The 22181-nt window shown below is 64.7% G+C and carries 21 protein-coding genes, 2 tRNA genes and 1 pseudogene; 9 read left to right on the top strand and 15 right to left on the bottom strand.

Annotation, left to right across the window (positions count from 1 at the left end; genetic code table 11):
* Nucleotides 1-80: 80 nt before the first annotated feature.
* The 7 genes and pseudogenes from A7E77_RS17425 to A7E77_RS13045 form a co-directional block, all read right to left on the bottom strand.
* Entirely contained in the window at nt 81-755 is a 675-nt protein-coding gene (locus A7E77_RS17425) for a recombinase family protein (protein WP_078462296.1), read from the bottom strand.
* A 490-nt stretch (nt 756-1245) separates the two neighbouring features.
* Nucleotides 1246-1974 carry an IS21-like element helper ATPase IstB gene (gene istB, locus A7E77_RS13065; protein WP_062127353.1) on the bottom strand — a complete coding sequence of 243 codons (729 nt, stop codon included), beginning with the start codon at nt 1972-1974 and terminating at the stop codon, nt 1246-1248.
* Nucleotides 1961-3471, bottom strand: a pseudogene (istA, locus tag A7E77_RS13060) (IS21 family transposase). Before istA ends, istB begins: the two are co-directional and overlap by 14 nt.
* 76 nt (nt 3472-3547) lie before the next feature.
* Nucleotides 3548-4633 (bottom strand): hypothetical protein, encoded by a 1086-nt coding sequence (locus tag A7E77_RS17755; RefSeq protein WP_151895483.1) that lies wholly within the window; start codon nt 4631-4633, stop codon nt 3548-3550.
* 831 nt (nt 4634-5464) lie between these two features.
* Nucleotides 5465-6457 carry a DUF6538 domain-containing protein gene (locus A7E77_RS13055; protein ID WP_151895482.1) on the bottom strand — a complete coding sequence of 331 codons (993 nt, stop codon included), beginning with the start codon at nt 6455-6457 and terminating at the stop codon, nt 5465-5467.
* Nucleotides 6458-6548: 91 nt separating this feature from the next.
* Nucleotides 6549-6624: transfer RNA gene (locus A7E77_RS13050), tRNA-Ala, on the bottom strand.
* A 93-nt stretch (nt 6625-6717) separates the two neighbouring features.
* Nucleotides 6718-7038, bottom strand: coding sequence for a TIGR02300 family protein (locus tag A7E77_RS13045; RefSeq protein ID WP_017978348.1), 321 nt, complete (start codon nt 7036-7038; stop codon nt 6718-6720).
* A 182-nt stretch (nt 7039-7220) separates the two neighbouring features.
* Here A7E77_RS13045 and aroA point away from each other — a divergent pair, with 182 nt between their 5' ends.
* Together aroA and A7E77_RS13035 are read left to right on the top strand one after the other, a co-directional pair.
* Nucleotides 7221-8507, top strand: coding sequence for a 3-phosphoshikimate 1-carboxyvinyltransferase (aroA, locus tag A7E77_RS13040; RefSeq protein ID WP_318842599.1), 1287 nt, complete (start codon nt 7221-7223; stop codon nt 8505-8507).
* Nucleotides 8504-9133, top strand: coding sequence for a (d)CMP kinase (locus tag A7E77_RS13035; RefSeq protein WP_063688503.1), 630 nt, complete (start codon nt 8504-8506; stop codon nt 9131-9133). Before aroA ends, A7E77_RS13035 begins: the two co-directional genes overlap by 4 nt.
* 27 nt (nt 9134-9160) lie before the next feature.
* On the opposite strand, the gene A7E77_RS13030 is transcribed toward A7E77_RS13035, so the two are convergent.
* Both A7E77_RS13030 and A7E77_RS13025 read right to left on the bottom strand, forming a co-directional pair.
* Nucleotides 9161-11707, bottom strand: a complete 2547-nt coding sequence (locus A7E77_RS13030; protein WP_063688500.1) for a TonB-dependent receptor — start codon at nt 11705-11707, stop codon at nt 9161-9163.
* A 63-nt stretch (nt 11708-11770) separates the two neighbouring features.
* Nucleotides 11771-12094 (bottom strand): hypothetical protein, encoded by a 324-nt coding sequence (locus A7E77_RS13025; RefSeq protein ID WP_151895481.1) that lies wholly within the window; start codon nt 12092-12094, stop codon nt 11771-11773.
* 1 nt (nt 12095) lies between these two features.
* On the opposite strand from A7E77_RS13025, the gene A7E77_RS13020 reads away from it, so the two are divergent.
* The 6 genes from A7E77_RS13020 (at nt 12096) to A7E77_RS12995 (ending at nt 17113) form a co-directional block, all read left to right on the top strand.
* Nucleotides 12096-12452, top strand: a complete 357-nt coding sequence (locus tag A7E77_RS13020; protein ID WP_063688495.1) for a hypothetical protein — start codon at nt 12096-12098, stop codon at nt 12450-12452.
* A gap of 437 nt (nt 12453-12889) precedes the next feature.
* Nucleotides 12890-14608, top strand: coding sequence for a 30S ribosomal protein S1 (gene rpsA / locus A7E77_RS13015; protein ID WP_020486448.1), 1719 nt, complete (start codon nt 12890-12892; stop codon nt 14606-14608).
* A gap of 145 nt (nt 14609-14753) precedes the next feature.
* Nucleotides 14754-15032, top strand: a complete 279-nt coding sequence (locus A7E77_RS13010; protein ID WP_192929980.1) for an integration host factor subunit beta — start codon at nt 14754-14756, stop codon at nt 15030-15032.
* 109 nt (nt 15033-15141) lie between these two features.
* Nucleotides 15142-15225: transfer RNA gene (locus A7E77_RS13005), tRNA-Leu, on the top strand.
* Nucleotides 15225-16670 (top strand): ABC transporter substrate-binding protein, encoded by a 1446-nt coding sequence (locus A7E77_RS13000; RefSeq protein ID WP_063689955.1) that lies wholly within the window; start codon nt 15225-15227, stop codon nt 16668-16670. The genes A7E77_RS13005 and A7E77_RS13000 overlap by 1 nt, the downstream gene beginning before the upstream one ends.
* 38 nt (nt 16671-16708) lie before the next feature.
* Complete coding sequence (locus A7E77_RS12995; protein WP_063688490.1) at nt 16709-17113, top strand: DUF4112 domain-containing protein; 405 nt, start codon at nt 16709-16711, stop codon at nt 17111-17113.
* Nucleotides 17114-17152: 39 nt separating this feature from the next.
* Here the strand turns inward: A7E77_RS12995 and A7E77_RS12990 are convergent, their stop codons facing one another.
* The 3 genes from A7E77_RS12990 to nadC form a co-directional block, all read right to left on the bottom strand.
* Nucleotides 17153-17866, bottom strand: coding sequence for a ribonuclease T2 family protein (locus A7E77_RS12990; protein WP_063688487.1), 714 nt, complete (start codon nt 17864-17866; stop codon nt 17153-17155).
* Nucleotides 17863-18309: a hypothetical protein gene (locus A7E77_RS12985; protein WP_063688484.1), complete on the bottom strand. Its 447-nt coding sequence runs from the start codon at nt 18307-18309 to the stop codon at nt 17863-17865. The genes A7E77_RS12990 and A7E77_RS12985 overlap by 4 nt, the downstream gene beginning before the upstream one ends.
* A 68-nt stretch (nt 18310-18377) precedes the next feature.
* Nucleotides 18378-19223, bottom strand: a complete 846-nt coding sequence (gene nadC / locus A7E77_RS12980) for a carboxylating nicotinate-nucleotide diphosphorylase (RefSeq protein ID WP_063688481.1) — start codon at nt 19221-19223, stop codon at nt 18378-18380.
* A gap of 73 nt (nt 19224-19296) precedes the next feature.
* Here nadC and A7E77_RS18055 point away from each other — a divergent pair, with 73 nt between their 5' ends.
* Nucleotides 19297-19446 carry a hypothetical protein gene (locus A7E77_RS18055; RefSeq protein ID WP_192929979.1) on the top strand — a complete coding sequence of 50 codons (150 nt, stop codon included), beginning with the start codon at nt 19297-19299 and terminating at the stop codon, nt 19444-19446.
* A 4-nt stretch (nt 19447-19450) separates the two neighbouring features.
* Here the strand turns inward: A7E77_RS18055 and nadA are convergent, their stop codons facing one another.
* The 3 genes from nadA to A7E77_RS12965 are packed head-to-tail and all read right to left on the bottom strand — an operon-like array spanning nt 19451 to nt 22083.
* On the bottom strand, nt 19451-20464 hold the full coding sequence (nadA, locus tag A7E77_RS12975) for a quinolinate synthase NadA (RefSeq protein ID WP_017978336.1): 1014 nt from the start codon (nt 20462-20464) through the stop codon (nt 19451-19453).
* 45 nt (nt 20465-20509) lie between these two features.
* Entirely contained in the window at nt 20510-21244 is a 735-nt protein-coding gene (locus tag A7E77_RS12970) for a DUF4230 domain-containing protein (RefSeq protein WP_018251083.1), read from the bottom strand.
* On the bottom strand, nt 21226-22083 hold the full coding sequence (locus A7E77_RS12965) for an MBL fold metallo-hydrolase (protein ID WP_063688479.1): 858 nt from the start codon (nt 22081-22083) through the stop codon (nt 21226-21228). The genes A7E77_RS12970 and A7E77_RS12965 overlap by 19 nt, the downstream gene beginning before the upstream one ends.
* Nucleotides 22084-22181 lie beyond the last annotated feature (98 nt).

The raw sequence follows: 22181 nt of genomic DNA, 5'->3' as shown, positions 1-22181 counted from the left end.
CGGTACGTGGTCTGCGACCGCATCGGTAGCTAGTGGTTACGCCGTTACGATACAGCGGTGCTTTGCAGCTCCTTATCGAGCTACTGGCGATCCAACAGCCGCTTCACCTGTGCTGCGCTCCATTCACCGCCACGCGGCGCTGTGACGCCTCTCGCATTTAGGGCTGCGGCTATGCCTCGGAGGGATGACACCCCCTCTGCCTGCGCTTTCGTGATCGAGACAAGCACGTCACGAACCCGCTGATCGGCATTAGCTGTACGAACCTTTGCACTAGCTGCTGCTGCTGCGTGTGACGGCAAGGTATGTCCGCGAAGGCCCCCAAGCTTCACGCCCCTGACCCTCGCCGCTGCTAGGGCCGCCTTCGTCCGTGCTGATATGGCTTCACGTTCTTGTTGAGCCACCAACGCCATTACGCCCACTGTAAAGCTATTTGCGCCCGGCATATCGGCAGCGACGAATGACACACCGGCGTTCTGTAGCTGCATTAGGAAGGCTGCATCGCGCGACAGCCTATCCAGTTTCGCAACGACGAGAGTCGCCCCTGTCGTCCGGCAAAGCCGCAAAGCTTCCTGTAGTTGTGGTCGGTTATCGGCTCGCTTGCCCGACTCTACCTCGATGACTTCGCCGGTAAGCTCCCACACCCCCCCATTGAGGAAATCGCGCACCGCAGCTTGTTGTGCTTCCAAGCCAAGACCGCTTCGACCCTGCTTGGCTGTGCTGACTCTATAATACGCCACGTGCTTGCCGGTTACCATTGCGAGTCGTCCCATTGGCTACAACGCTCGTTGTAGCTAATGTTACAGGCGAGTCCACAGGGCGAGTAGACAGAGAACAGGCGTTGGAATATCACATTGGGGGTCTGCCCGACTTTGAACGGAAGGGCAGGCCCGCAAACGGCGGTGAACACAGGTTCTCGACCATACGGTCGGGCAGCCTGCCTAATACAACACCCGTAAGGGGGAATACGCAGGAGGCGTGTTCCTGTGTTCGCGCCGTTCAACTGTCCCGACTGTCGGGGCGGTGCGGTTGAGCATGGGAAGCCAATGAAGAAAGTCGTTTTGTGCGCAGCAAGTGTCAATCGGCGTCCAAAAAGGACCCCCTATCGGCGTGCAAAAGGGACCCCCTTCGTCGAGCAGCGTAACGGGTATGACGGGCGCACTGTTCGTGCTGGTTGCGGCGTAGGGCGGGCGTAGCCCGACCGGAGGCGCAACCAGCACGAAGCGTTCTCTGCCGGTGCCCCAGGCTTCAGCTTCGATGTTTGAAGCGCCAGCTGTCGTTGCCGGTTTCGACGATGTCGCAATGGTGGGTAATGCGGTCGAGCAGCGCGGTGGTCATCTTGGGGTCGCCAAAGACGGTCGGCCACTCACCAAAGGCCAGGTTGGTGGTGACGATGACCGAGGTCTTCTCGTAGAGCTTGCTGACGAGGTGGAAGAGCAGTTGACCGCCCGAGCGTGCAAACGGCAGGTAGCCAAGCTCGTCGAGCACCACGAGATCGAGGCGCGAAAGCTGGGCCGCCAGCGTGCCGGCCTTGCCGAGGCGCGTTTCCTCCTCGAGCCGGTTCACCAGGTCCACTGTGTTGAAGTAGCGTCCGCGGGCGCCGGCTCGTACCACATTGGCAGTGATGGCGGTGGCGAGATGCGTCTTGCCGGTACCCGTTCCACCGACCAGCACGACGTTGCGTTGGCCCGGAAGAAACGAGCCGCTGTACAGCGAGCGCACCAGTCCCTCGTTGATGGGAGTGTCGCCGAAGACGAAGGCGTCGAGGTCCTTCACCGCGGGTAACCTGGCGGCCGACATCCGGTAACGGACCGAGGCTGCATGGCGGTGCGTCGCCTCGGCACGCAGCAGGTCGGTCAGGACCTCCATGGTCGTGCGCTTGCGCTGGAGACCGGTAGTGACCGCCTCGTCGAAGGCGCCAGCCATGCCCTTCAGCCCCAACTCGGCCATGGCCGTCATCATCTCATGCCGCTGCATGGAGACCTCGCAGGCTGTCATAGCGGTTGCAGTCGGCACGGGGCGGATGGCGCAGCGCCAGATCTTCTGGCGTGACAATAGTCAGCGGTCGCGGCGGTTCGCGCCGGCGGGCCAGGATGTTGACGATGACGTCGTCGCTGGCGACGCCGGCCAGCAATGCTTCGCGCACGGCCACTTCTACCGCCTCCAGCCCGTCGTCGAGCACCGCTGCCAGCACCCGCACGAACCGCCGGTCGGCATCGTCGCCGGTGCCAAGCTTGCGCCGCAGTCGTGCCAGCGCAGGCGGCAACTCCCAGCCCTGGAACGGTGCGCCGTTGCGCAGGGCACCCGGCTTGGTCACCAGCACCGGCAGATAGTGCCACGGGTCGTAGATGGTCCGGTCGCGGCCGAAGAACCGGGGATGGTCGGCGACGACTTCACCGTCGCAGCGCACGACGATGCGGTCGGCATAGGCGCGGACCTGGACGGCACGTCGCACCACCCTGGCAGAAACGGAATAGCGGTTGCGCTCGAAGCTGATGAGGCATGTGCCGCTTACCGCATGCTCGCTCTCGTGGAAGCCGTCGAAGGGTGCGACAACAGGCTGGAGCACCGCCCGTTCTGCTGCCCATGCCTGGGCGACTGTCAGCTCCTTCTGCTCGGGATGCTGGTGCAACTCTGCCCAGCGCCGACACTCCGCCTCCAGCCAGCCGTTCAACTCCTCGAGGCCGGTAAATCGCAGGCGCGGCTGGAAGAAGCGACCGCGTGCGGTCTGCACCTGGTTCTCGACCTGACCTTTCTCCCAGCCCGACGCCGGCGAGCAGGCGGTCGGCTCGACCATGTAATGGTTGGCCATGACCAGGAAGCGACGGTTGAAGACCCGCTCCTTGCCGGTGAACACGCTCGTCACCGCCGTCTTCATGTTGTCGTAGATGCCGCGCGTCGGCACGCCTCCGAAGAAAGCAAACGCCCGTGCATGCGCGTCGAACAGCATCTCCTGTGTCTCGCGGGATAGGCCCGCACATACATTGCCCGCGACGCGCACAGCCGGACATGCGCGACCTTCACGCGCATCGGCTTGCCCGAGATCTCGACGTCCTCGTGGCTCCAGTCGAACTGGTAAGCCTCGCCCGGCCGGAACAGCAGCGGGATGAACGCCGGCGCATTCATCACGTCGCGACGCTGCGCCTGCCGCCAGCGCGCCGCATAACGGCGAACCGCGTCGTACGAGCCATCGAACCCCTCGCGTAGCAGCAGGTCGTGGATGCGCGTGAGGCGCAGCTTCTCGCGCCGCGGCCGTGCCTCATCTTCCTCCAGCAACGCATCCAGTCGCGCCTGAAACGGCCCCAGCTTCGGCAGCGGCTGCACCTCTCGCCGATAACCCATGTCCGCTTCCGGCGCCCGGATCGCCTTGCGCACCACCTTGCGCGACAGGTGCAGGTCCCGCGCTATCGCCTTGATGGCCTTGCCCGACGCGTGCTCGCGCCGGATCCTCAACACCGTCTCCAATACCAGCATCCCGATCTCGCCGCCTGACACACCGCCAAGCGAACAGCCTAGAACACCAGGATGAGGGGTCCCTTTTCGACGCCGATCACCCCGCTAACGGGGTCCCTTTTCCACGCCGATCCACAATCGACCGCCGATCCTTTGGATTACGCATCGCGGTCTTACCTGCCCCGCAGTCGTGCCAGCGGATTGTCAGGTTGGTATAATTCAACACTGCGGGGTCCAGCTTCGCTACGTCGATGCCGTAGGCTGACCAGTCGTCATATCGCCCTGTAAGCCGCGCAGAGGCATCAAGAACGAATAAGGGGCCGATATCCTTCGGCAGGGGCTTCCCGATGCCTATGAGGCTTCTTTGCAGCCCTACGCCGCTGCCAACGTACGCTTTCGATCCAGCAAGCTTGGCTAAAGCTTCCAAAGCCTGCCGAGCCGCGACTGCAACCTTCGCCTTAAGGTTCAGCACCCGGTCTGCGATATCTCTAACGTCGTTTGGAATCTTAATGAAGCCGTTAGCGGGACGCGCCATGGAGGCGGCTGCCAGATCATATAGCGTCTTCCGCTCGCTATCAGTGAGCGCCTTAAATGCCGCCGGCAGTGCCATAAGGTCGGAAATTTCAATGTAGGCGTATTCGGCACCGGTAAGTGCTTCATCCCATACGGCCAACGCCCTAGGCTTCTTGTTGTAATGGAAGCATGTTGCGTCAGCGTATGTTTTGATTTTTGCAAATTCACGTCGAGCTTTGGGCTGCGTTACAAATAACACCGGAGCGACGTTGGCATTATGCCGCCCCAATCCACGCGCTGCATAGCGGATATCGGAACTGTAAACGGCATAATCCGCATCATCCAATCCGCAAGCCAACGCATACGATTCAACCTCGTTCAGCGTTGCCAAAAATAGGATGATCCCCCCGCCGGTAAAGCCTTTCGCTTTTTCCTCACGGATAACTTTCTGCACGGCACTCGACTTACCGGTTCCGCAGTCAGCACTCATAACATATATATTAGGCTGCAAGCGACCTGCCAAAGCCTCTTTCATCGTTGCTTCAAGGATGGAGTATGACCGATCAATCTTTTCCGCCGAAGAAAGGGAGATAGAGATTGGGGTAGGCTCGTTAGCTGGAAATAACCGTTCCAGCATTTCATCTGATGGATTCGATACGTAGTTTTGCATTTTTTCCTAATTGGTAGAGTTTAGTCCATAGCTTATACATATATGGAAATGGACTAATTGATTAATGCCCTTCCATTGGGCTGACTCGGATATCCCAAGTCACTTGATCGATTATTCTCCGCAATCCCAACTGTCGTCTGCGGTATACGGCGAAGCCGCAACCGCACACAGCTAATGACTATCCGCGTTGAACGAAGCAGGGCATAGCCCCGCTCCGCTCAAAAACCCACAGCTAGTAATGCACGGTCGTGATATGTTTATAAGACTATATGCTATGTTTAGATAATTAATCTATTTTTATGTTAACAACGGCCTAGTCACGCCTCTTTATTAACTTATCTATGCCGTTTATTTTTGCACTCACTAAGGGATAATTGTTATGCGCATTGGTTAGAACTGCTCTTCGAACTGCAATGCCGGTGAGAAAGGTGGAGGCTCACAGAAGGAGGTACAACAACCTAGGGTGGGCTTAACCTCGCAACGGTAGCCCAACGCCCTACTCCATATGAGCCTGTTGCGGGTCTAGGCCTTGGCAATAACAAGGCCGGGAACCTTGTACCGCTTAATTCCCTCGACAAGCTTATGAAGCGGAAAGCCGCTTCCGTAGTTGTCGGCTACATCACCGGAGCTATGCCCCATAATCTGGCGCTGAATACCTTCCTCAATACCTGCAAGCCGAGCATAGTCCTTGAAGGTATGGCGGAATGAATGAAACACCATACGCCTATCAGTAATATGGCACGTCGAGCGCATGTATGGGTTAAACCATTCACCCCACTTAGCGGTAAGGCGCCCGTAAACGTTCTCCTTCAATGCCGGAAAGAGACGCAGCTACTTGTTATTAAGCGCTATCGATGCAAACGATAGAAAACCTAACTCTGCGAGTAAGGGGTGTATAGGTACGATGCGCTCACTTCCGGCGTTCTTCAACTTTAGCCCATCGCCTTCATCCGCAACGATGTGGATGAACCAGTGGGAGCAGGTCGCCCCGTCGCCATCGGGATAAGACGTTAATCGCACGTCACACGGACGAAGCTGACCTAGCTCTTCCATCCTCGCACCGGTGAATAAGGCCAGCAGCGGCAACCAGTACGATGCCTCGCCCCGACCTTGAACAGGCCGCACGCCATCTTTGTAGATCGGGCAGGAGAAGACGCGGTTCAGTGACGCCAGATCGAAAGGAAGCCGCTTGTTCGCCCCTTTGTCGACGTCCTTGACCGCCACCCCCGTAGCGACGTTCCTATCAACCAGTTCGTTGTCGGCGGCCCATTGAAGCAGCGTGCGTAGCCGCGACAGCTTGACCCGGACGTTGCCGAGGCTCTGACCTTCCGCCACGAGCGCATCTTTGAAGGCCAGCACGTCCTTGCGCTCAATCAGACCAACCGGCTTCCGTCCAACCCGCTCATAGAACCAGCGAGCTACAGCCCTATGCGCATCCTCCCCCTTCTTTTGCACCTTGCGCTCGATAGCCCATCGGTCCGTGATTGCCTCGTCAAGCATCCCGAAGCGTGGAGCGTCCTCCACAGGCCGTATTGAAATCTTAGCGGGGCGTTCTCGCGGCTCAACCGTTAGTGCCGCCACACTCTTTAACCGAGCTTCTATGCTCGCACTAAGGCCGTCTAAGCCCAACGCCTGACGCGCCTCATCAAAGAGGCGGTCGCTGTCAATCAGTTGCTGGGGGACGAGGCGCTTCGCCGTGGGTCGATCCTTGGTCCGCAAGGAGGCGATAAGCTCGGCGCGACCGCCAAGGGCGCGTCTAACGTCTAGGGGGATGCTGCGACGGAAATAATAGGTCGCGCCACGGCGGGCCAGATAGCTGCACAAGGCCAAGCCTCCTGTTACGCTTGTAACAGCCGGTCGGAAAAATCCTTGTTTTTGGCAAAATCTACAGGCTTGTCAGCCTCTTCGGAACGGATGGTGGAGCCGAGGGGGATCGAACCCCTGACCTCTGCAATGCCATTGCAGCGCTCTCCCAGCTGAGCTACGGCCCCATCGTTCCGGGAGGCGCCCCACTAACCGGGGCGCCCTGGCATGGCAAGCGCCGATTTGCGCCTGCCATGCACTTATCCACAATTATCTGAAACTCAGTGATCGTCGTCTTCGGTCGGCGCTTCCACGCCGAGGTCGTCGTCGCCGCCGAGGTCCACCTCGTCGTCGGCCGAGGGTTCTTCCTCCTCGCCCAGCGCTTCCAGATCCTCGTCCTCACCCTCGAGATCGCTGTCCGCTTCCTTCGAATCGGGCTTGATCTGCTCGAACGGCAGCGGCTGCTTGGACTTCAGGATCGGCTCCGGATTCCACGTCGTGCCGCAGTTGATGCAGGTGACGGGATCGTCCTTTTCGAGGTCGTAGAAGCGCGTCGCGCATTTCGGGCACGTACGCTTCGTGCCCCACTCCGGCTTGACCATGCCGTCTGATACCTTTCGGAAATGGGTTTCGCGAGCCAAAGGTCGCCCTTGGCCCGAGGTGGAGCGCGCCTTGCCATAGCGCAAGGGGGACTGTCAAAGCCCGCGGCCAGCCATGTCGAACGCCTCCCCCCCCCCGCCCGCTCTCCATCGCCGCCGCAGGTCCCCTGCGCGGCACCGTCACCGTGCCCGGCGACAAGTCGATCAGCCACCGCTCGCTGATGTTCTCCAGCCTCGCGGTCGGCGAAAGCCGCATCCAGGGCCTGCTGGAGGGCGAGGACGTGCTCGCCACCGCCGCCGCGATGCGCGCGATGGGCGCGCGGATCGATCGCAGCGACGACGGCATCTGGACGGTCCACGGCGTCGGCGTCGGCGGGCTGCTCCAGCCGCAGACCGCGCTCGACATGGGCAATTCGGGCACCTCGACCCGGCTGCTGATGGGCCTCGTCGCCAGCCATCCGATCACCACGACCTTCGTCGGCGACGCCAGCCTGTCGAAGCGGCCGATGGCGCGCGTTACCGAACCGCTGGCGCAGATGGGCGCCGATTTCATGACCAGCCCGGGCACGCGCCTGCCGCTCACCATGCGCGGCGCCTGCCCGGCAGTGCCGATCACCTATACGCTGCCCGTCGCCTCGGCGCAGGTGAAGTCGGCAGTGCTGCTCGCCGGCCTCAACACCCCCGGCATCACCCGCGTCATCGAGCCCGTGCCGACGCGCGACCATAGCGAGCGCATGCTGCGCGGCTTCGGCGCGGAGCTGACGGTCGAGGACACACCTGAGGGCAAGTTGATCGCGATCCACGGCGAGGCCGAGCTGAAGCCGCAGGACATCACCGTCCCCGGCGATCCCTCGTCCGCCGGCTTCTGGATGGTCGCCGCGTCGATCGTGCCGGGATCGGACGTGACGATCCGCAACGTGCTGATGAACCCGACACGCACCGGCCTGCTCACCGCGCTGCGCCTGATGGGCGCGTCGATCGACGAGGTCGACGGCCGCGAGATCGGCGGCGAACGCGTCGCCGACCTGCGCGTCCGCCACGCCCCATTGTCGGCGATCGAAGTCCCGGCCGATCTCGCCCCCAGCATGATCGACGAATATCCCATCCTCTTCGTCGCCGCCGCCTTCGCGCGCGGCACGACGGTCGCCCGCGGCGCCCACGAACTGCGCGTCAAGGAATCGGATCGCATCGCCGCCATGGCCGCCGCGCTCGGCCTCGCCGGCGTGCGCCTGACCGAACACGAGGATGGCCTGTCGATCGAGGGCCGCGACGGCGAGCCCCTGCCCGGCACCGGCGCCGACCGCGTCGCCTCGCTGCTCGACCACCGCATCGCGATGAGCATGGCGGTCGCCGGCATGCACAGCACCCGCCCCGTCCGCATCGACGACGCCGCGCCGATCGCGACCAGCTACCCGGCTTTCGTCGACACCGCCAAGCGCCTCGGTGCCGCCCCGCAATGGCTCAACGCATGATCATCGCCGTCGACGGACCCGCTGCGAGCGGCAAGGGCACGATCGCCAAGGCGCTCGCCCGCCACTACGGCCTGCCGCATCTCGACACCGGCCTTCTCTACCGCGCCGTCGCGCTGACCGTGCAGCGGATGGAGCTCGACCCGGCGATCGAGGCCGATGCCGTCGCCGCCTGCAACTTCGACGAAGGCCTGCTCGACGATCCCGCCCTGCGCCAGGATACGATCGGCCAGCTCGCCTCGATCGTCTCGGCCCACCCACTCGTCCGCGCCGCCTTGCTCCAGCGCCAGAAGCGCTTCGCCCGCCAGCCCGGCGGCGCGGTGCTCGACGGCCGCGACATCGGCACCGTCATCGCCCCCGATGCCGACGCCAAATTGTTCGTGAAGGCCACCCCCCAGGTCCGCGCCCAACGCCGGCACCGCGAACTGCAGGCCCATGGCAGCGACGTGTCCTTCGACAAGGTCCTCGCCGACATCCGCGCCCGCGACGCCCGCGACAGCGCCCGCTCCACCGCCCCGCTGACGATGGCCGCCGACGCCGCCCTGCTCGATACGAGCGCGCTCACCATCGAGGCGAGCGTCGCGAAGGCAATCGCACTGGTCGAGGCGCGGCGGGCCGGCCGGGCATAACGCCCCGCCGATCCGCCGCACGCCCGCTCAGAACTCGAAGTGCAGGCTGGCGACGACCGTGCGCCCGTTGCCGAAATTGACCCAGCCGCCATCCCGGATCCGCGCCGCCGTTCCGACATTACTGTAATAGCGCGTGTCGAGCAGGTTGGTGACGTTGATCTGCAGATAGGTCTTGGGCAGGCCGGCCCAATCCAGCTTCGCCTGGGCATCCAGGTCGACCAGCGTGTACCCCGCCGAGATGGCGTCATTTTCGTCGGTGATGAAGCGATCACCGACGTGCTTGGCCGACGCCCCCATCACGACGTACGGCAGCGTCACCTGCGCGCGCCCGCCATATTGCCAGCTCGGCGTATCGACCAGCGACTTGCCCTTGGTGGCGATCAGCACCGCGCCCGTCGCGGCGTTCAGGATATTCTCCTTCAGCTCGGCCTTCAGATACGATCCGAAGCCGTACAGCGACAGCCAGCGCGTCGGGTTGACGATCAGCGTCGCGTCCACCCCCTTGCTGTCGACCCGGCCGACGTTGCGGCTGGCGCTGATCGTGCCGCCACCGTCCAGCGGCACCGTCGTACTGACGATGCGGTTGTCGTAGCGGATGTACCAGCCGCCCAGCTGCGCCTGCACGATGCCATGCGAATAGCGCAGGCCCGCATCGTAGGAGTCCGTGCGCTCGGGCACCGCCTCCTGATCCTTCAGCGAGATGACCTTGTCGTCATAGGCGTAGATGTCCGTGGTCGGCGCCGAGAAGCCGCGATTGTAGCTTGCGTACAGGCTTGTCGTCGGCGTCATCTGCCAGACAAGGCCGGCATTGGGCAGGAAGGCGTGATATTCGCGGATGCGCCCCACGTACGGCGCGCCGAACGTCGCGCCGCGGCTGTCCGCCGCGACCTGCTGCGCACTCTGCGAGGTGCAATAGGCCTCGTTGCTGCTGCCCGGAATCGTGTAGCAGGCGTTGCTCATGTTGCGGCGGAAGAAGGCCGCGCGCAGGCCCAGCGTGATCGACAGGTCGTCCGAGAAAGGCCGGCCGCGATATTCGCCCGATAGCTGGTGCAGGATCGAATAGGTCAGCCGGTTGCGCTTGTTCAGCACGTTGCCCGCCGCATCGCGCACCGCGACCGACCCGTCGCGTCCGCCGAAATCGGCGGTCGGATAGCCGTTGACGCCCAGATACGCCGCCTCGCCCGTCTGCGCGGTCCGTGCGCGATCCCAGGTATAGGCGAGCCGCAGCAGGTTGGCGGGATCGATGTCGTACCGCAGGCCCGCGATCGCGATCAGCCGGTGCGTCTGCGTGTTGGAGGGGTAGAAGACGCGGACATAGTCGAGCATGTCGCCATCGCCGTTCAGGTCGCGCCCCGCCGCGATCCCGGCACCGATGCGGCCGATCTGGTTACGCGACACGCCGCGCGAGCCGGCATTGGCGTCGCTCTCGGCGAACACGGTCGAGCCGCCGCCATTGGCCATCGTGTAGCTATAGCCGCCGTCCAGCGTGAAGGTCAGCCGATCGGACAGCGTGAACAGGCTGTTGAAGCGCGCATTGCCGGTATCGACCGGGTTGATCCCGACCTGACGCGTGTTGGTGCACAGCGACCGGTCGTCCTGCACCGTGCCCTTGCCGGGCGTCGCGGAGGCCAGCGTGCAGTCCGGCGTGTTGGTGAACGTCGTCGCCGCACCCAGCACGCGGTCATATTGCGCGCGTGTCAGGTCGACGCGCAATGGCGTCGCGGTGGTCGCGGTAGAGATCGGCAGAACGCCGCCCAGGATCGTGTTGACCGTGGCGACCGATGGCCCGCCAAAGCCCATGTTGCGATGCTGGTAGAAGAAGCCGGCCAGCGACAGGAAATCCTTGCCCGACCCCAGCGGCTGATAGAGGCGCGCATTGTACTGGCTCTTGCGCACGATCGAATAAGGATAGAGCGCGTAGCTCTGGTGGCTTGCCGACACCCAGGCCCGCGTACCGCTGGCGTTGAGGTCGCCGGTATTGATCAGGCCGAACACGCGGTTCATGTTGCCGCGGCCGTGCGAATAGACCGCGGTTGCGCTCACCTGTTCGGTCGGCATGATCGTGCGATAGTTGACCGTACCGCCGGAGGCGCTGGCGGTGGGCGTATCGACGTCGGTCGACCCGAAGCTGACGTTGACCGTCTGCACCAGTTCGGGATCGATCTGCTGGCTCGAATAGATGGCGTAATTGCCGGCATCGTTCAGCGGCAGACCGTCGAAGCTGAAGGCGATGCGCGACGCATCGAACCCGCGGATACGGATGCTGCCGCCGTTGCCGCCATAGGGATCGCCCGCGACGTAATTGACGCCCGGCACCATGTTGATCGCATTGAAGATCGACTGCCCCGGAACGGTATGTTCGATATAGTCCCGCGTCACGATCGCGCGCGCCTTGGGCGCATCGACGATCTCGATCCCCGTGGTCGGCAGCTTCTTGCCCGACACGATGATGTCTTCGCCCGCCTTGTCCTCGGCAGCGATCGTTCCGGCCGTTTGCGCCAGCACCAGTTGCGGTGCGACGAGCATCAGGCACGCGCCACCGACCCCGGCGACGCGGATGAATTTGGATGTCATGATGTTCCCCAGACGACCTTATTGGCCTGCTGGGTCCATTATGGACCGTTTGCGACGGGACAGTTACACAGGCGCAAATTGGCGGCGATAGTCCGACATCTGCGACAGCGCCGCTGCGCCGCTGATGACAACGGGGGATGCAGCGGACACGACGCGGTAAGACACAATCTTGCTGATGGTCGAGGCGAATGCCGTCAAGGCGATCGCGCTGGTAGAGGCCTGGCGGGTGAGGAACAAGCGCTGATCTCGATTGCTGTCGCGCCGTAGCGTCGCAGACGCCGGATCGACGCTGTATCTCCACACCGCCTGCACTCCATTTAGAGCAAGAGGCAAGCGACTGTCGTATCGGCGTTCGTAATGCCGCTCATCCAATTTGCGGAAGGGCATAATGCTGATTTTGTATTTTCTGCTCACGGTCGCGGCGTCGACGACCATCGCCCTGATCGTGTCGCGCCTGTGTCCGCATTTCGAAAGGCGGACGGTCTATCTCGTCGCCTTTCTCTTGCCCTCCGCGACGATGTTCCTCGTCGGAATCGCCATCATGATATATTTTCTCAACACGCCGCCGGATTTGTCGCATGGTGGGGACGGGCCGGCATTCTTCGGCCTCTTGGCGATCATGATCCTGTGTCCGTTGGCGCTCCTCGTCCCGGGAGCTTTATCTACGATGATAGTAACGGCCATTCTCTCCCGCACCTGCAAGCCGCACAGGCGTCCGGACCCGATCTACGATGGCGACAGCTGATTGCCGCCTGTCCTACACACCCCGTTTCTGCTACACCCTCCCAATGACCCGCCCGCCCCTCGCCCCGCCACCTTCGGCCGGGCGCTGCGGCCCCCTGGTTTCCGACGATTACGTACCGTCCACTTCGTCCACTTCCGCGGGCCCTCGCGCCCCCGAACGGCGATTCGCGGCCACCCCGCCGCACCCCCGCTACGCCTTGCCAAAAGCCCGGATTTCCCCTATGGCGCGCCGGTCCGGCGAGCAGGTGTTCGGCGGGGGACGGCGCGACCGCTTGGCGGACCGCGCCCTTTTCGCATTCAGCGCATCGCATTCCTCCCGCTGCACGCCCGCCCGATGGATGCCGCGACCGGCATGGGGTCGCCGCGGCGTTTTCCGCCAAGACCAGCGGACCCAACCGCTTGGCCGGAAACAGAATAACTCGAGGACACTCTAACCCTATGGCTACCCAGCCCCAACCCACCCGCGACGATTTCGCCGCGATGCTCGATGACATGTTCGGCGGTGCCGACAGCTTCGAGGGCCGCGTGGTGCACGGCACCGTCACCGCGATCGAAAACGACATGGCCGTCATCGACGTCGGTCTGAAGTCGGAAGGCCGCGTGCCGCTGCGCGAATTCGCCGCGCCGGGCCAGAAGGCCGATCTGAAGGTCGGTGACGAAGTCGAAGTCTATGTCGACCGCGTCGAGAACATGCATGGCGAAGCGATGCTCAGCCGCGACCGCGCCCGCCGCGAAGCCGCCTGGGACAAGCTGGAGCTGGAATTCAGCAAGACCGCCCGCGTCGAGGGCGTGATCTTCGGCCGCGTCAAGGGCGGCTTCACCGTCGACCTGTCGGGCGCCGTCGCGTTCCTGCCGGGTTCGCAGGTCGATATCCGTCCGGTGCGTGACGTCACGCCGCTGATGGACATCCCGCAGCCGTTCCAGATCCTGAAGATGGACCGCAAGCGCGGCAACATCGTCGTGTCGCGTCGCGCCGTTCTGGAAGAAACCCGCGCCGAGCAGCGTTCGGGCCTGATCCAGAGCCTGGCGGAAGGCCAGATCATCGACGGCGTCGTCAAGAACATCACCGATTACGGTGCGTTCGTCGACCTGGGCGGCATCGACGGCCTGCTGCACGTCACCGACCTCAGCTACAAGCGCGTCAACCACCCGTCGGAAATGATCGCGATCGGCGACACCGTGAAGGTGCAGATCATCCGCATCAACAAGGACACGCAGCGCATCAGCCTCGGCATGAAGCAGCTCGAGTCCGATCCGTGGGATGGCGCGAGCGCGAAGTATCCGGTCGGCGCGAAGCTGTCGGGCCGCGTCACGAACATCACCGAATATGGTGCGTTCGTCGAGCTGGAGCCGGGCATCGAAGGCCTGGTCCACGTTTCGGAAATGTCCTGGACCAAGAAGAACGTCCATCCGGGCAAGATCGTCTCGACTTCGCAGGAAGTCGATGTCGTGGTGCTCGAGGTCGACGAGGACAAGCGTCGCATCAGCCTCGGCCTGAAGCAGGCGCAGAACAATCCGTGGGAAGCGTTCGCTGCCGCCCATCCGATCGGTTCGACCGTCGAGGGCGAAGTCAAGAACGCGACCGAGTTCGGCCTGTTCATCGGCCTGGACAACGACGTCGACGGCATGGTCCACATGTCGGATATCGCCTGGGGCGTGTCGGGTGAGGATGCCCTCAACCTGCACCGCAAGGGCGAGACCGTTCAGGCGATCGTTCTGGACATCGACGCCGAGAAGGAGCGCATCAGCCTCGGCATGAAGCAGCTCGAGCGCGGCGGCCCGGCGGCCGGCGGCATCGCGGCAGCGGGCGACCGTCTGAACAAGAACGCGATCGTCACCGTCACCGTCCTCGAAGTCCGCGACGCGGGCCTCGAAGTGCAGCAGGGCGACGATGGCGCGACTGGCTTCATCAAGCGCACCGATCTCGGCCGCGACCGTGACGAACAGCGTCCGGAGCGTTTCCAGGTCGGCCAGAAGTTCGACGCGATGGTCACCGGCTTCGATCGTTCGAAGAAGCCCACCTTCTCGATCAAGGCGATGCAGATCGCCGAAGAGAAGCAGGCGGTTGCTCAGTACGGCTCGTCCGACTCGGGCGCGACGCTCGGCAACATTCTGGGCGAGGCGCTGAAGGCCCGCTCGGACGCCGAAAAGAAGTAAGTAACACTTACCCATGTGTCAGGTCGGGGCAGAAATGTCCTGACCTGACATATTTTTCATTGGATCGGCTTCGTTGCGGCCCTATACGTCGTGGGCATTGATCTTCATCAATCTCCGCAACCTGGCGCCGGGGGGAGCCCGTACCGTGATCCGATCTGAACTCGTTCAAAAACTCTGCGATCTAAACCCCGAGCTGACGAGCCACGACGTCGAGGCGATCGTGACCACCTTCTTCGATGAGATCACGCAGCGGCTTGCCGCGAACGGTCGCGTCGAACTGCGCGGCTTCGGTGCCTTTTCGACCCGCGCCCGCGATGCCCGCGTCGGTCGCAACCCGCGCACCGGCGAAACCGTCGATGTCGACGCCAAGCGCGTCCCCTATTTCAAGCCCGGCAAGGAAATGCGCGCCCGTCTCAACGTGTGACGTGACGCACCGCGTCGTCGCCCGGCGGACTATCTTCGCTCCGCACGGCGATGAAATGCCGGTCGTGACTTGACGCCCGCACCCACGTGCGCTTGTCGTGCCCCTGTGTGCGGACGTGGCGAAACCGGTAGACGCAGCCGACTTAAAATCGGCTTCCTATGGAGTGCGGGTTCGAGTCCCGCCGTCCGCACCATGGCTTTTGCGCTGGCGTTGACCGCGACGCTCGGCGGTTGCGACCGGCGCCCTGATTCGGGGCCGGTCGTCGCCAGTGCGATCGGCACCGCACCGCGGCTTGCCGATCCCAGCCGCACGTTGCCCAATACGCCGACCCGGCTGCTGCTCGACGCGACGGCAGAGGGGCTGGTGCGGTTCGACGCCAGCGGCCAGATCGAACCGGGGCTCGCCGAACGCTGGATCGTCATCGATCAGGGCACAAGCTACATCTTCCGCCTCCGCGACGCCCAGTGGCCCGATGGCAGCGCGGTCACGGCCGACCAGGTCGTCGCACAGCTCCGGCGCCAGATCGCCCCCGGCTCGCGCAACCCCCTCGCCCCCTTCCTGACGGCGATCGACGAGATCGTCACGATGACGCCGCAGGTCATCGAAGTGCGGCTGCTGCGCCCCCGCCCCGATTTGCTCAAGCTGTTCGCCCAGCCCGAACTCGCGCTGTGGCGCAGCGGCGGGATCGGCAGTGCGGGCGGCGCGGGACCGATGCGAATCGTCAGCGCCGCCCATCGCAGCCTGCTGCTCCGCCCGGCGTTCGACCGGACGCGGGCCGATCCGGAGGATCACCGCACGACCCGCCCCGAAGACGACGTGCGGCTGATCGGCGAACGGGCGGCACGCGCCATCGTCCGCTTCGTCGCCCGCGATTCGGATTACGTCACCGGCGGCACCTTCGCCGACTGGCCGCTGCTGAACCTCGCACAGGTCGCGCCAGCCAATCTCCGCCTCGATCCCGCCGTCGGCCTGTTTGGCTTCGCGATCGCCTCACGCGACGGCTTCCTCGCCGATCCCGGCAATCGTGCCGCGCTGAACGGCGCGATCGATCGCGCCGCAGTGACCGCGGCGGTGATGCCGGGTTGGGAGACGGCCGAGCGCATCCTGCCAGAGTCGCTCGATTCGGGGGCACCGCCAGCGATCCCCGGCTGGGCGCTACTGTCGCCCGAGCAGCGGATCGCGGATGCTCAGGCGCGGGTCGCCGCGTTTGGTGCGCCTGTGCGGATGCGGATTGCCCTGCCGCCGGGGCCCGGCGCGACCTTAATTTATGGTCAGATGGCCGCGGCGCTCTATGCGGTCGGGATCACGCCGGAACGCGTCGCGATGACCGCCCCCGCCGAATTGCGCCTCGTCGATCAGGTAGCCCCCTATGACAGCGCACGCTGGTATCTCGCCACCGCCTGCGCGCCGTGCGGGGACGAGGCCCGCGCCGCACTGATCGCCGCCCGCGATGCGCCGACGATGGCGGACCGCGCCCGGCTGATCGGCCAGGCCGATGCCGCGCTGGCAGTCGACACCGCGTTCATCCCGATCGCGCGTCCGTTGCGCTGGTCGCTGGTCGCGCTGCGGCTGAGGCAGTGGCGCCCGAACACGCGCGCCTGGCACCCGTTGAACCGGCTGCGCGACGACACCAATTAAGCGGCATGGCACAGACCACGCCCCGCCGGCCCCGACCCATGGACATGCGTCCGCTGATCGCAACCTTGCCGACCGGGCGCGACCCAGCCTCGGTCCGCATCCGCTTGGAAGCGATGGAACGCGTGATGGAGGGGCTGTTCACGCTGCCCGGCACCAATCGCAAGGTCGGCATGGACGTGTTGCTCGACCTCGTGCCCGTCGTCGGGACGACGATCGCGGCGCTGATCGGGTCGTGGCTGGTCTGGGAAGCGCGCAACCTCGGCATGTCGAAGCTGCAGATGGCGCGGATGTTCGGCAATGTGGGGATAGACTGGGCGCTGGGCCTCATCCCCTTCGTCGGCGCGGTGCCCGATTTCTTCTTCCGATCGAACACGCGCAACCTGCGGATCATCCGCAAGCATCTGGACCGTCATCACCCGGCGACGGCAACGATCATCGGCTGACCGCCGGGCCGGTGCGTACCGGCCCGGACGGCAACGGGATCAGCGCATGCCGCGCCAGATCTTCACGCTGGCGTTGGGCGCCAGTCCGCCCTGATGTGCCGGACAGCGCTGATAGCGAAACGTCTTGTCGAGGCAGAGCCAGATTTCGTCCAGCCAGCCGCGACGGTTCGCGGTGATCCGCATCATGTCGGCGGTGAGACCCGGATTGGCATCCGCCACCGCCTGCGCCAGCTTGCCCGCGGTCAGCGGACGGCGGGACAGCGCGTTCATGTCGGGATAGCGCAGCTTCGCGTACAGGCCGGTCGACTGCGCGAAATAGCGCTCCGGCGTATAGCCCGACATGCAGGTGCCGTGCTTCGACCATTCGTGCTGCAACAGCTGCGCCGACGGCGTCGAGCAGATGTTCTGCTGGATCACCTCTCGCGACAGCAGCGGCGTCGCCTGGCAATATTGCGGCCAGTCCTTGCCCACGCCATCCGGCCACAGACCGTGCAGCGTGAAGCCGAAGCGATTGCCGCTGCCGCACTGGAAGCGGGCCGAGGCGTCACGCGCATGCTCGTGGCAGAATTGCGGAGCCCAGGTGATCGCCAGCGTATAGCCGCCGATCGGCAGCAGCCGCTGCGGCTGGCGGGCGTCGGCCAGATCGGGGCGCGGCCGGTCGATCTGGGTCGGGGCCGAGCAGCGATAGCTTTGTGCCTGCGCCGCGGCCGGCGCCGCGATCGCCGTGGCGGCGAGCAGAAGTCGGCCGATCATACGCGCGGCGCCTCGATATCGTCCGGGTCGCGCCCCTCGCCCAGCCATTCCTTGGCGTCCGGCTTGAACAGCATCACTGCGGCGGCGATGTAGAGGATGTTGGCCACGAGCCCGAGCACGACCTGGATGGTGACCGGCACACGCCCCATCGCCAGCATGAACAGCGCCGAGGCTATGCCGAACGCGCCGAGAGCAGCGAAGACGACCTGGATCCACTTGGCCACGACGCTGGGCCGGCGGACGATGAAGAACCAGAGCAGCACGGCGATCATCAGGCCGATCACTTGCGTTACCGGCACGATCCAGCTGGCGCCGGCGAGGACCGGATTGGCGGCAATCAGCGCCTGCGAGGTCTTCCAGTTGAGGGCGGTGTTGATCAGGCCCAGGATGACCGAGGCCCAGTAGAATTGTTCAAAACGCGCGATCGAAGGTGGTTTGATCATGAGTGCCCCCAAGCAGAACAGATGCGCGGCAGCCTAGACGCGCAGCGGCGCCGTGCAAGCCGCCACGATCACAGCAGCGCGAAATCCAGGCCGATATCCGCCGCCGGCGCCGACTGGGTCAGCCGCCCCACCGAAATATAGGTCACGCCCGTTTCGGCAATGGCGCGGATCGTGTCGAGACGGACGCCGCCCGACGCCTCGGTCGGCACGCGGCCGCCGATCATCGCCACCGCCTGTCGCAGCATATCGGGCCCCATATTGTCGAGCAGCAGATGCGTCGCACCCCCGTCCAGCGCAGGCGCGATCTGGTCGAGCGAGTCGACCTCGACGATGATCCGCTCGATCCCGGCTGCGACTGCACGCTGGACCGCCGCGGCGATGCCGCCCGCGACCGCGACATGATTGTCCTTGATCATCGCGGCATCCCACAGACCCATGCGATGGTTCTGCGCCCCGCCGACGCGCGTGGCGTATTTTTCGAGCCGGCGCAGCCCCGGGATCGTCTTGCGCGTATCGAGCAGGGTCGCGCCCGTAACCGCGATCGCATCGACGTACTGACGGGTCAGCGTGGCGATGCCGGACAGATGCTGCACGGTGTTGAGCGCCGAACGTTCGGCGGTCAGCATCGCACGCGCCGACCCCTCGATCCGCATCAGGTCTGTGCCGGCCGGCACATGATCGCCATCCGCCGCGAGCGGCGTGATCACCGCCTGCGGATCGAGCGCGTGAAAAAAGCCCACCGCCAAGTCCAGCCCCGCGACCACAATCGGCTCGCGCGTGTCCATCACGCCGGCGAAGCGCGCCTCTGCCGGGATCACCGCGGCAGAGGTGATATCGCCCGCCTCCCCCAGGTCCTCCGCCAGGGTGGCGGCGATAAAGGCGTCGGTATCGAAGCCGTCCAGACGGAAGCGCATGGCTGGATCATCCTATTGGGGCGCCGAAAGGAAAAAGCGGCGATCACATGTGACGGGAACGGGAGGGCGACAGATGGATGACGATGCTGACGAGGCCGAATTGCGCCGGTTGCTCGCGGCTGCTTTGGCCTTGGCCGATACGCTGGAGCTGACGATGGTGGCGATCCACCTCGGTGCCGCGCACGATCTTCTCGGCGCGGCGACCCCGACATCATCGCGCTGACGCGTCAGTCCCCCGTGACGGGGACCGGCGCCACCGGCGCCGGCCCAAGATCGCCCTTGCCGACGCTGGTCGAGGCGAGCGCCAGCATGGCATCCAGGCTCTTCTTTGCCTTGATGCGCAGCCCTTCCTCGATCTCGATGCGCGGCGTGAGGTCACGCAGGGCGATATACAGCTTTTCCAGCGTGTTGAGCGCCATGTATGGGCAGATGTTGCAGTTGCAATTGCCGTCCGCGCCCGGCGCACCGATGAAGCGCTTGGTCGGCATCGCCTTTTCCATCTGGTGGATGATGTGCGGCTCGGTCGCGACGATCAGCGTGTCGCCGGGCATCGCATTGGCATATTCCAGGATGCCGCGCGTCGAACCGACATAATCGGCGTGATCCAGGATCACCGCGGGGCATTCGGGGTGTGCCGCGACGGGGGCGCCGGGATATTGCGCCTTGAGCTTCAGCAGCTCGGTTTCGCTGAATGCCTCATGCACGATGCACACGCCCGGCCAGAGCAATAGCTCGCGCCCGGTCTTGCGCTGGAGGTAGCCGCCGAGGTTGCGGTCGGGGCCGAAGATGATCTTCTGATCGCGCGGCAATTGGGCGAGAATCGTTTCCGCCGACGAGGAGGTGACGATGATGTCGCTGAGCGCCTTCACCTCGGTCGAGCAGTTGATGTACGTCAGCGCGATGTGATCGGGATGCGCGGCGCGGAAGGCGGCGAATTGTTCGGGCGGGCAGCTGTCTTCCAGGCTGCACCCGGCATCCATGTCGGGCAGCACGACCGTCTTGTCGGGGCTGAGGATCTTCGCGGTTTCGGCCATGAAGCGCACGCCGCAAAAGGCGATGACGTCGGCATCGGTCGCCTGCGCCTTGCGGCTAAGGTCGAGGCTGTCACCGACGAAATCGGCCAGGTCCTGCAATTCGGGCTTTTGGTAGTAATGCGCGAGAATGACGGCGTTGCGCTCCTTGCGGAGGCGGTCGATCTCGGCGCGCAGGTCCAGCCCTGCCAGATTGGTCGTCAGTTCCATGACACCCCCGTTAGGCGATACCCGCGCCGGGCTCAACGCCGGGCCTCACTCTGCGTTGCCCAGAACTTCCTGCAACGACCGGCTGGTGTCCCAACGCTCGCCCGATGGCGTCGGGTCGTCTGCAAAGCGCACCTTCACCTGCGCGTCGATCCCGGCCGCGCGCAACGGCATGGCGAAGCTGGTCTCCACCGCGCGGCGCGTCGCATCGCGGGCGAGCTTCATCGGTGCGGCGTCGCGCGCCTGCCGCACCAGCTCCGCCTGCCCGGCCCGCCGGTTGGCCGTGTCGAGCCGCGCCTCGGCATCGGTGACGTGCGACAGGATGCCGCCGCTGCCATATTCGCGCAGCTGCGCCAGATCGATCTGCGGCCCGTCGATCTCCACCGGCGGCAGCCGCACCGACAGCGTCTTGGTGCCGGCGTCCCAGATAACGTCGGAGGGCGTCAGCTTGGCGAGGTCCACTTCGTAGCGGACGGTGCCCGGCATGATCAGCGTCTTCTCGGTCGACAGGCCAAGCTGCGACTGGCGCGAGGTCGATACCGCGACGAAGCGCGCCGCAAAGGCCGATAGCCGGTTCTGTTCGCGCAATCCCTGCAGGCTGGCGCTGGCGACCGTGGTGGGATCGGGCGCGAGCCGGCGTTCGACATAGCGCTGGATCGCCCACAGGCCGAGTAGCACCGCGAGCGCCAGCAGGACGATGACGCCCGCGGCCTTGCCCAGAAACGATCCGATCGATCCGCGGGCCGGCGGCGTTGCGGGATCGATCACGCGCGGATCCGCCATGTGTCTCCTTCCTCCTCCACCAGTGCGCGATGGCGCAGGTCATACAGATGCGCGAGCACCGATCGCTCCGCCGCGCCGAGCAGCCGCGGGTCGAGCCCGACGTACATACGCGCGGTCATCGCCGGTATGGCCATCGGGGCTTCGCGGAGCAGGCGCAGGATTTGCCCCTCGCGCTGCTTGCGATGGCCGAGCATGCCGCGCACCAGCCGCTGCGGATTGTCCACCGCCTCGCCATGCCCCGGATAATAGACGCGATCGTCGCGGCCCATCAGCTTGTCGAGGCTCGCCATATAGTCGCCCATGTCGCCATCGGGCGGCGAGACGACGCTGGTCGCCCAGCCCATCACATGGTCGCCCGAAAACAACGCGCCGCTTTCGGGCAGGGCATAGGCGAGATGGTTGGAGGTATGGCCGGGCGTCGCGATGGCGCGCAATGTCCAGCCATCGCCGCTGACGATGTCGCCCTCCTCCAGCACGCGATCGGGGGCGTAATCGGCGTCGAACGCGGCATCCAAAGGCATGGCATCGTCCGCGACATGGTGCGCGCGGGGGCCGACGATAGGCGCGCCGGTGGCGGCGGCGAGCGGTCGGCTGGCGGGACTGTGATCGCGATGATGATGCGTGATGACGATCGCCGTCACCGGCCGGCCGGCGACGACATCCAGCAGGGCGGCGATATGCGCGGGATCGTCGGGGCCCGGATCGATGATCGCAAGATCGGTGGTGCCGACGACGTGCGTCTGCGTGCCGCTATAAGTGTAGGGCGAGGCGTTGGGCGCGAGCACGCGGGTGACGAGCGGCTCGAGCTGGATCGGGATTCCGGTCGGATGCGCGGGCATTGTCCATGGATGTGGCGTGCGGTGGCCCTGGGCGCAAGCAAAACCTCCCCACGCGGGACCGTGCGCGGGGAGGTTCGAGGCTGGTATCGGATCGTGAC

The sequence above is a fragment of the Sphingomonas sp. NIC1 genome, from assembly GCF_001638925.1.
GTDB classification, from domain to species: Bacteria; Pseudomonadota; Alphaproteobacteria; order Sphingomonadales; family Sphingomonadaceae; genus Sphingomonas; species Sphingomonas aquatilis.
This window is presented reverse-complemented; position numbering and strand designations above follow the sequence as displayed.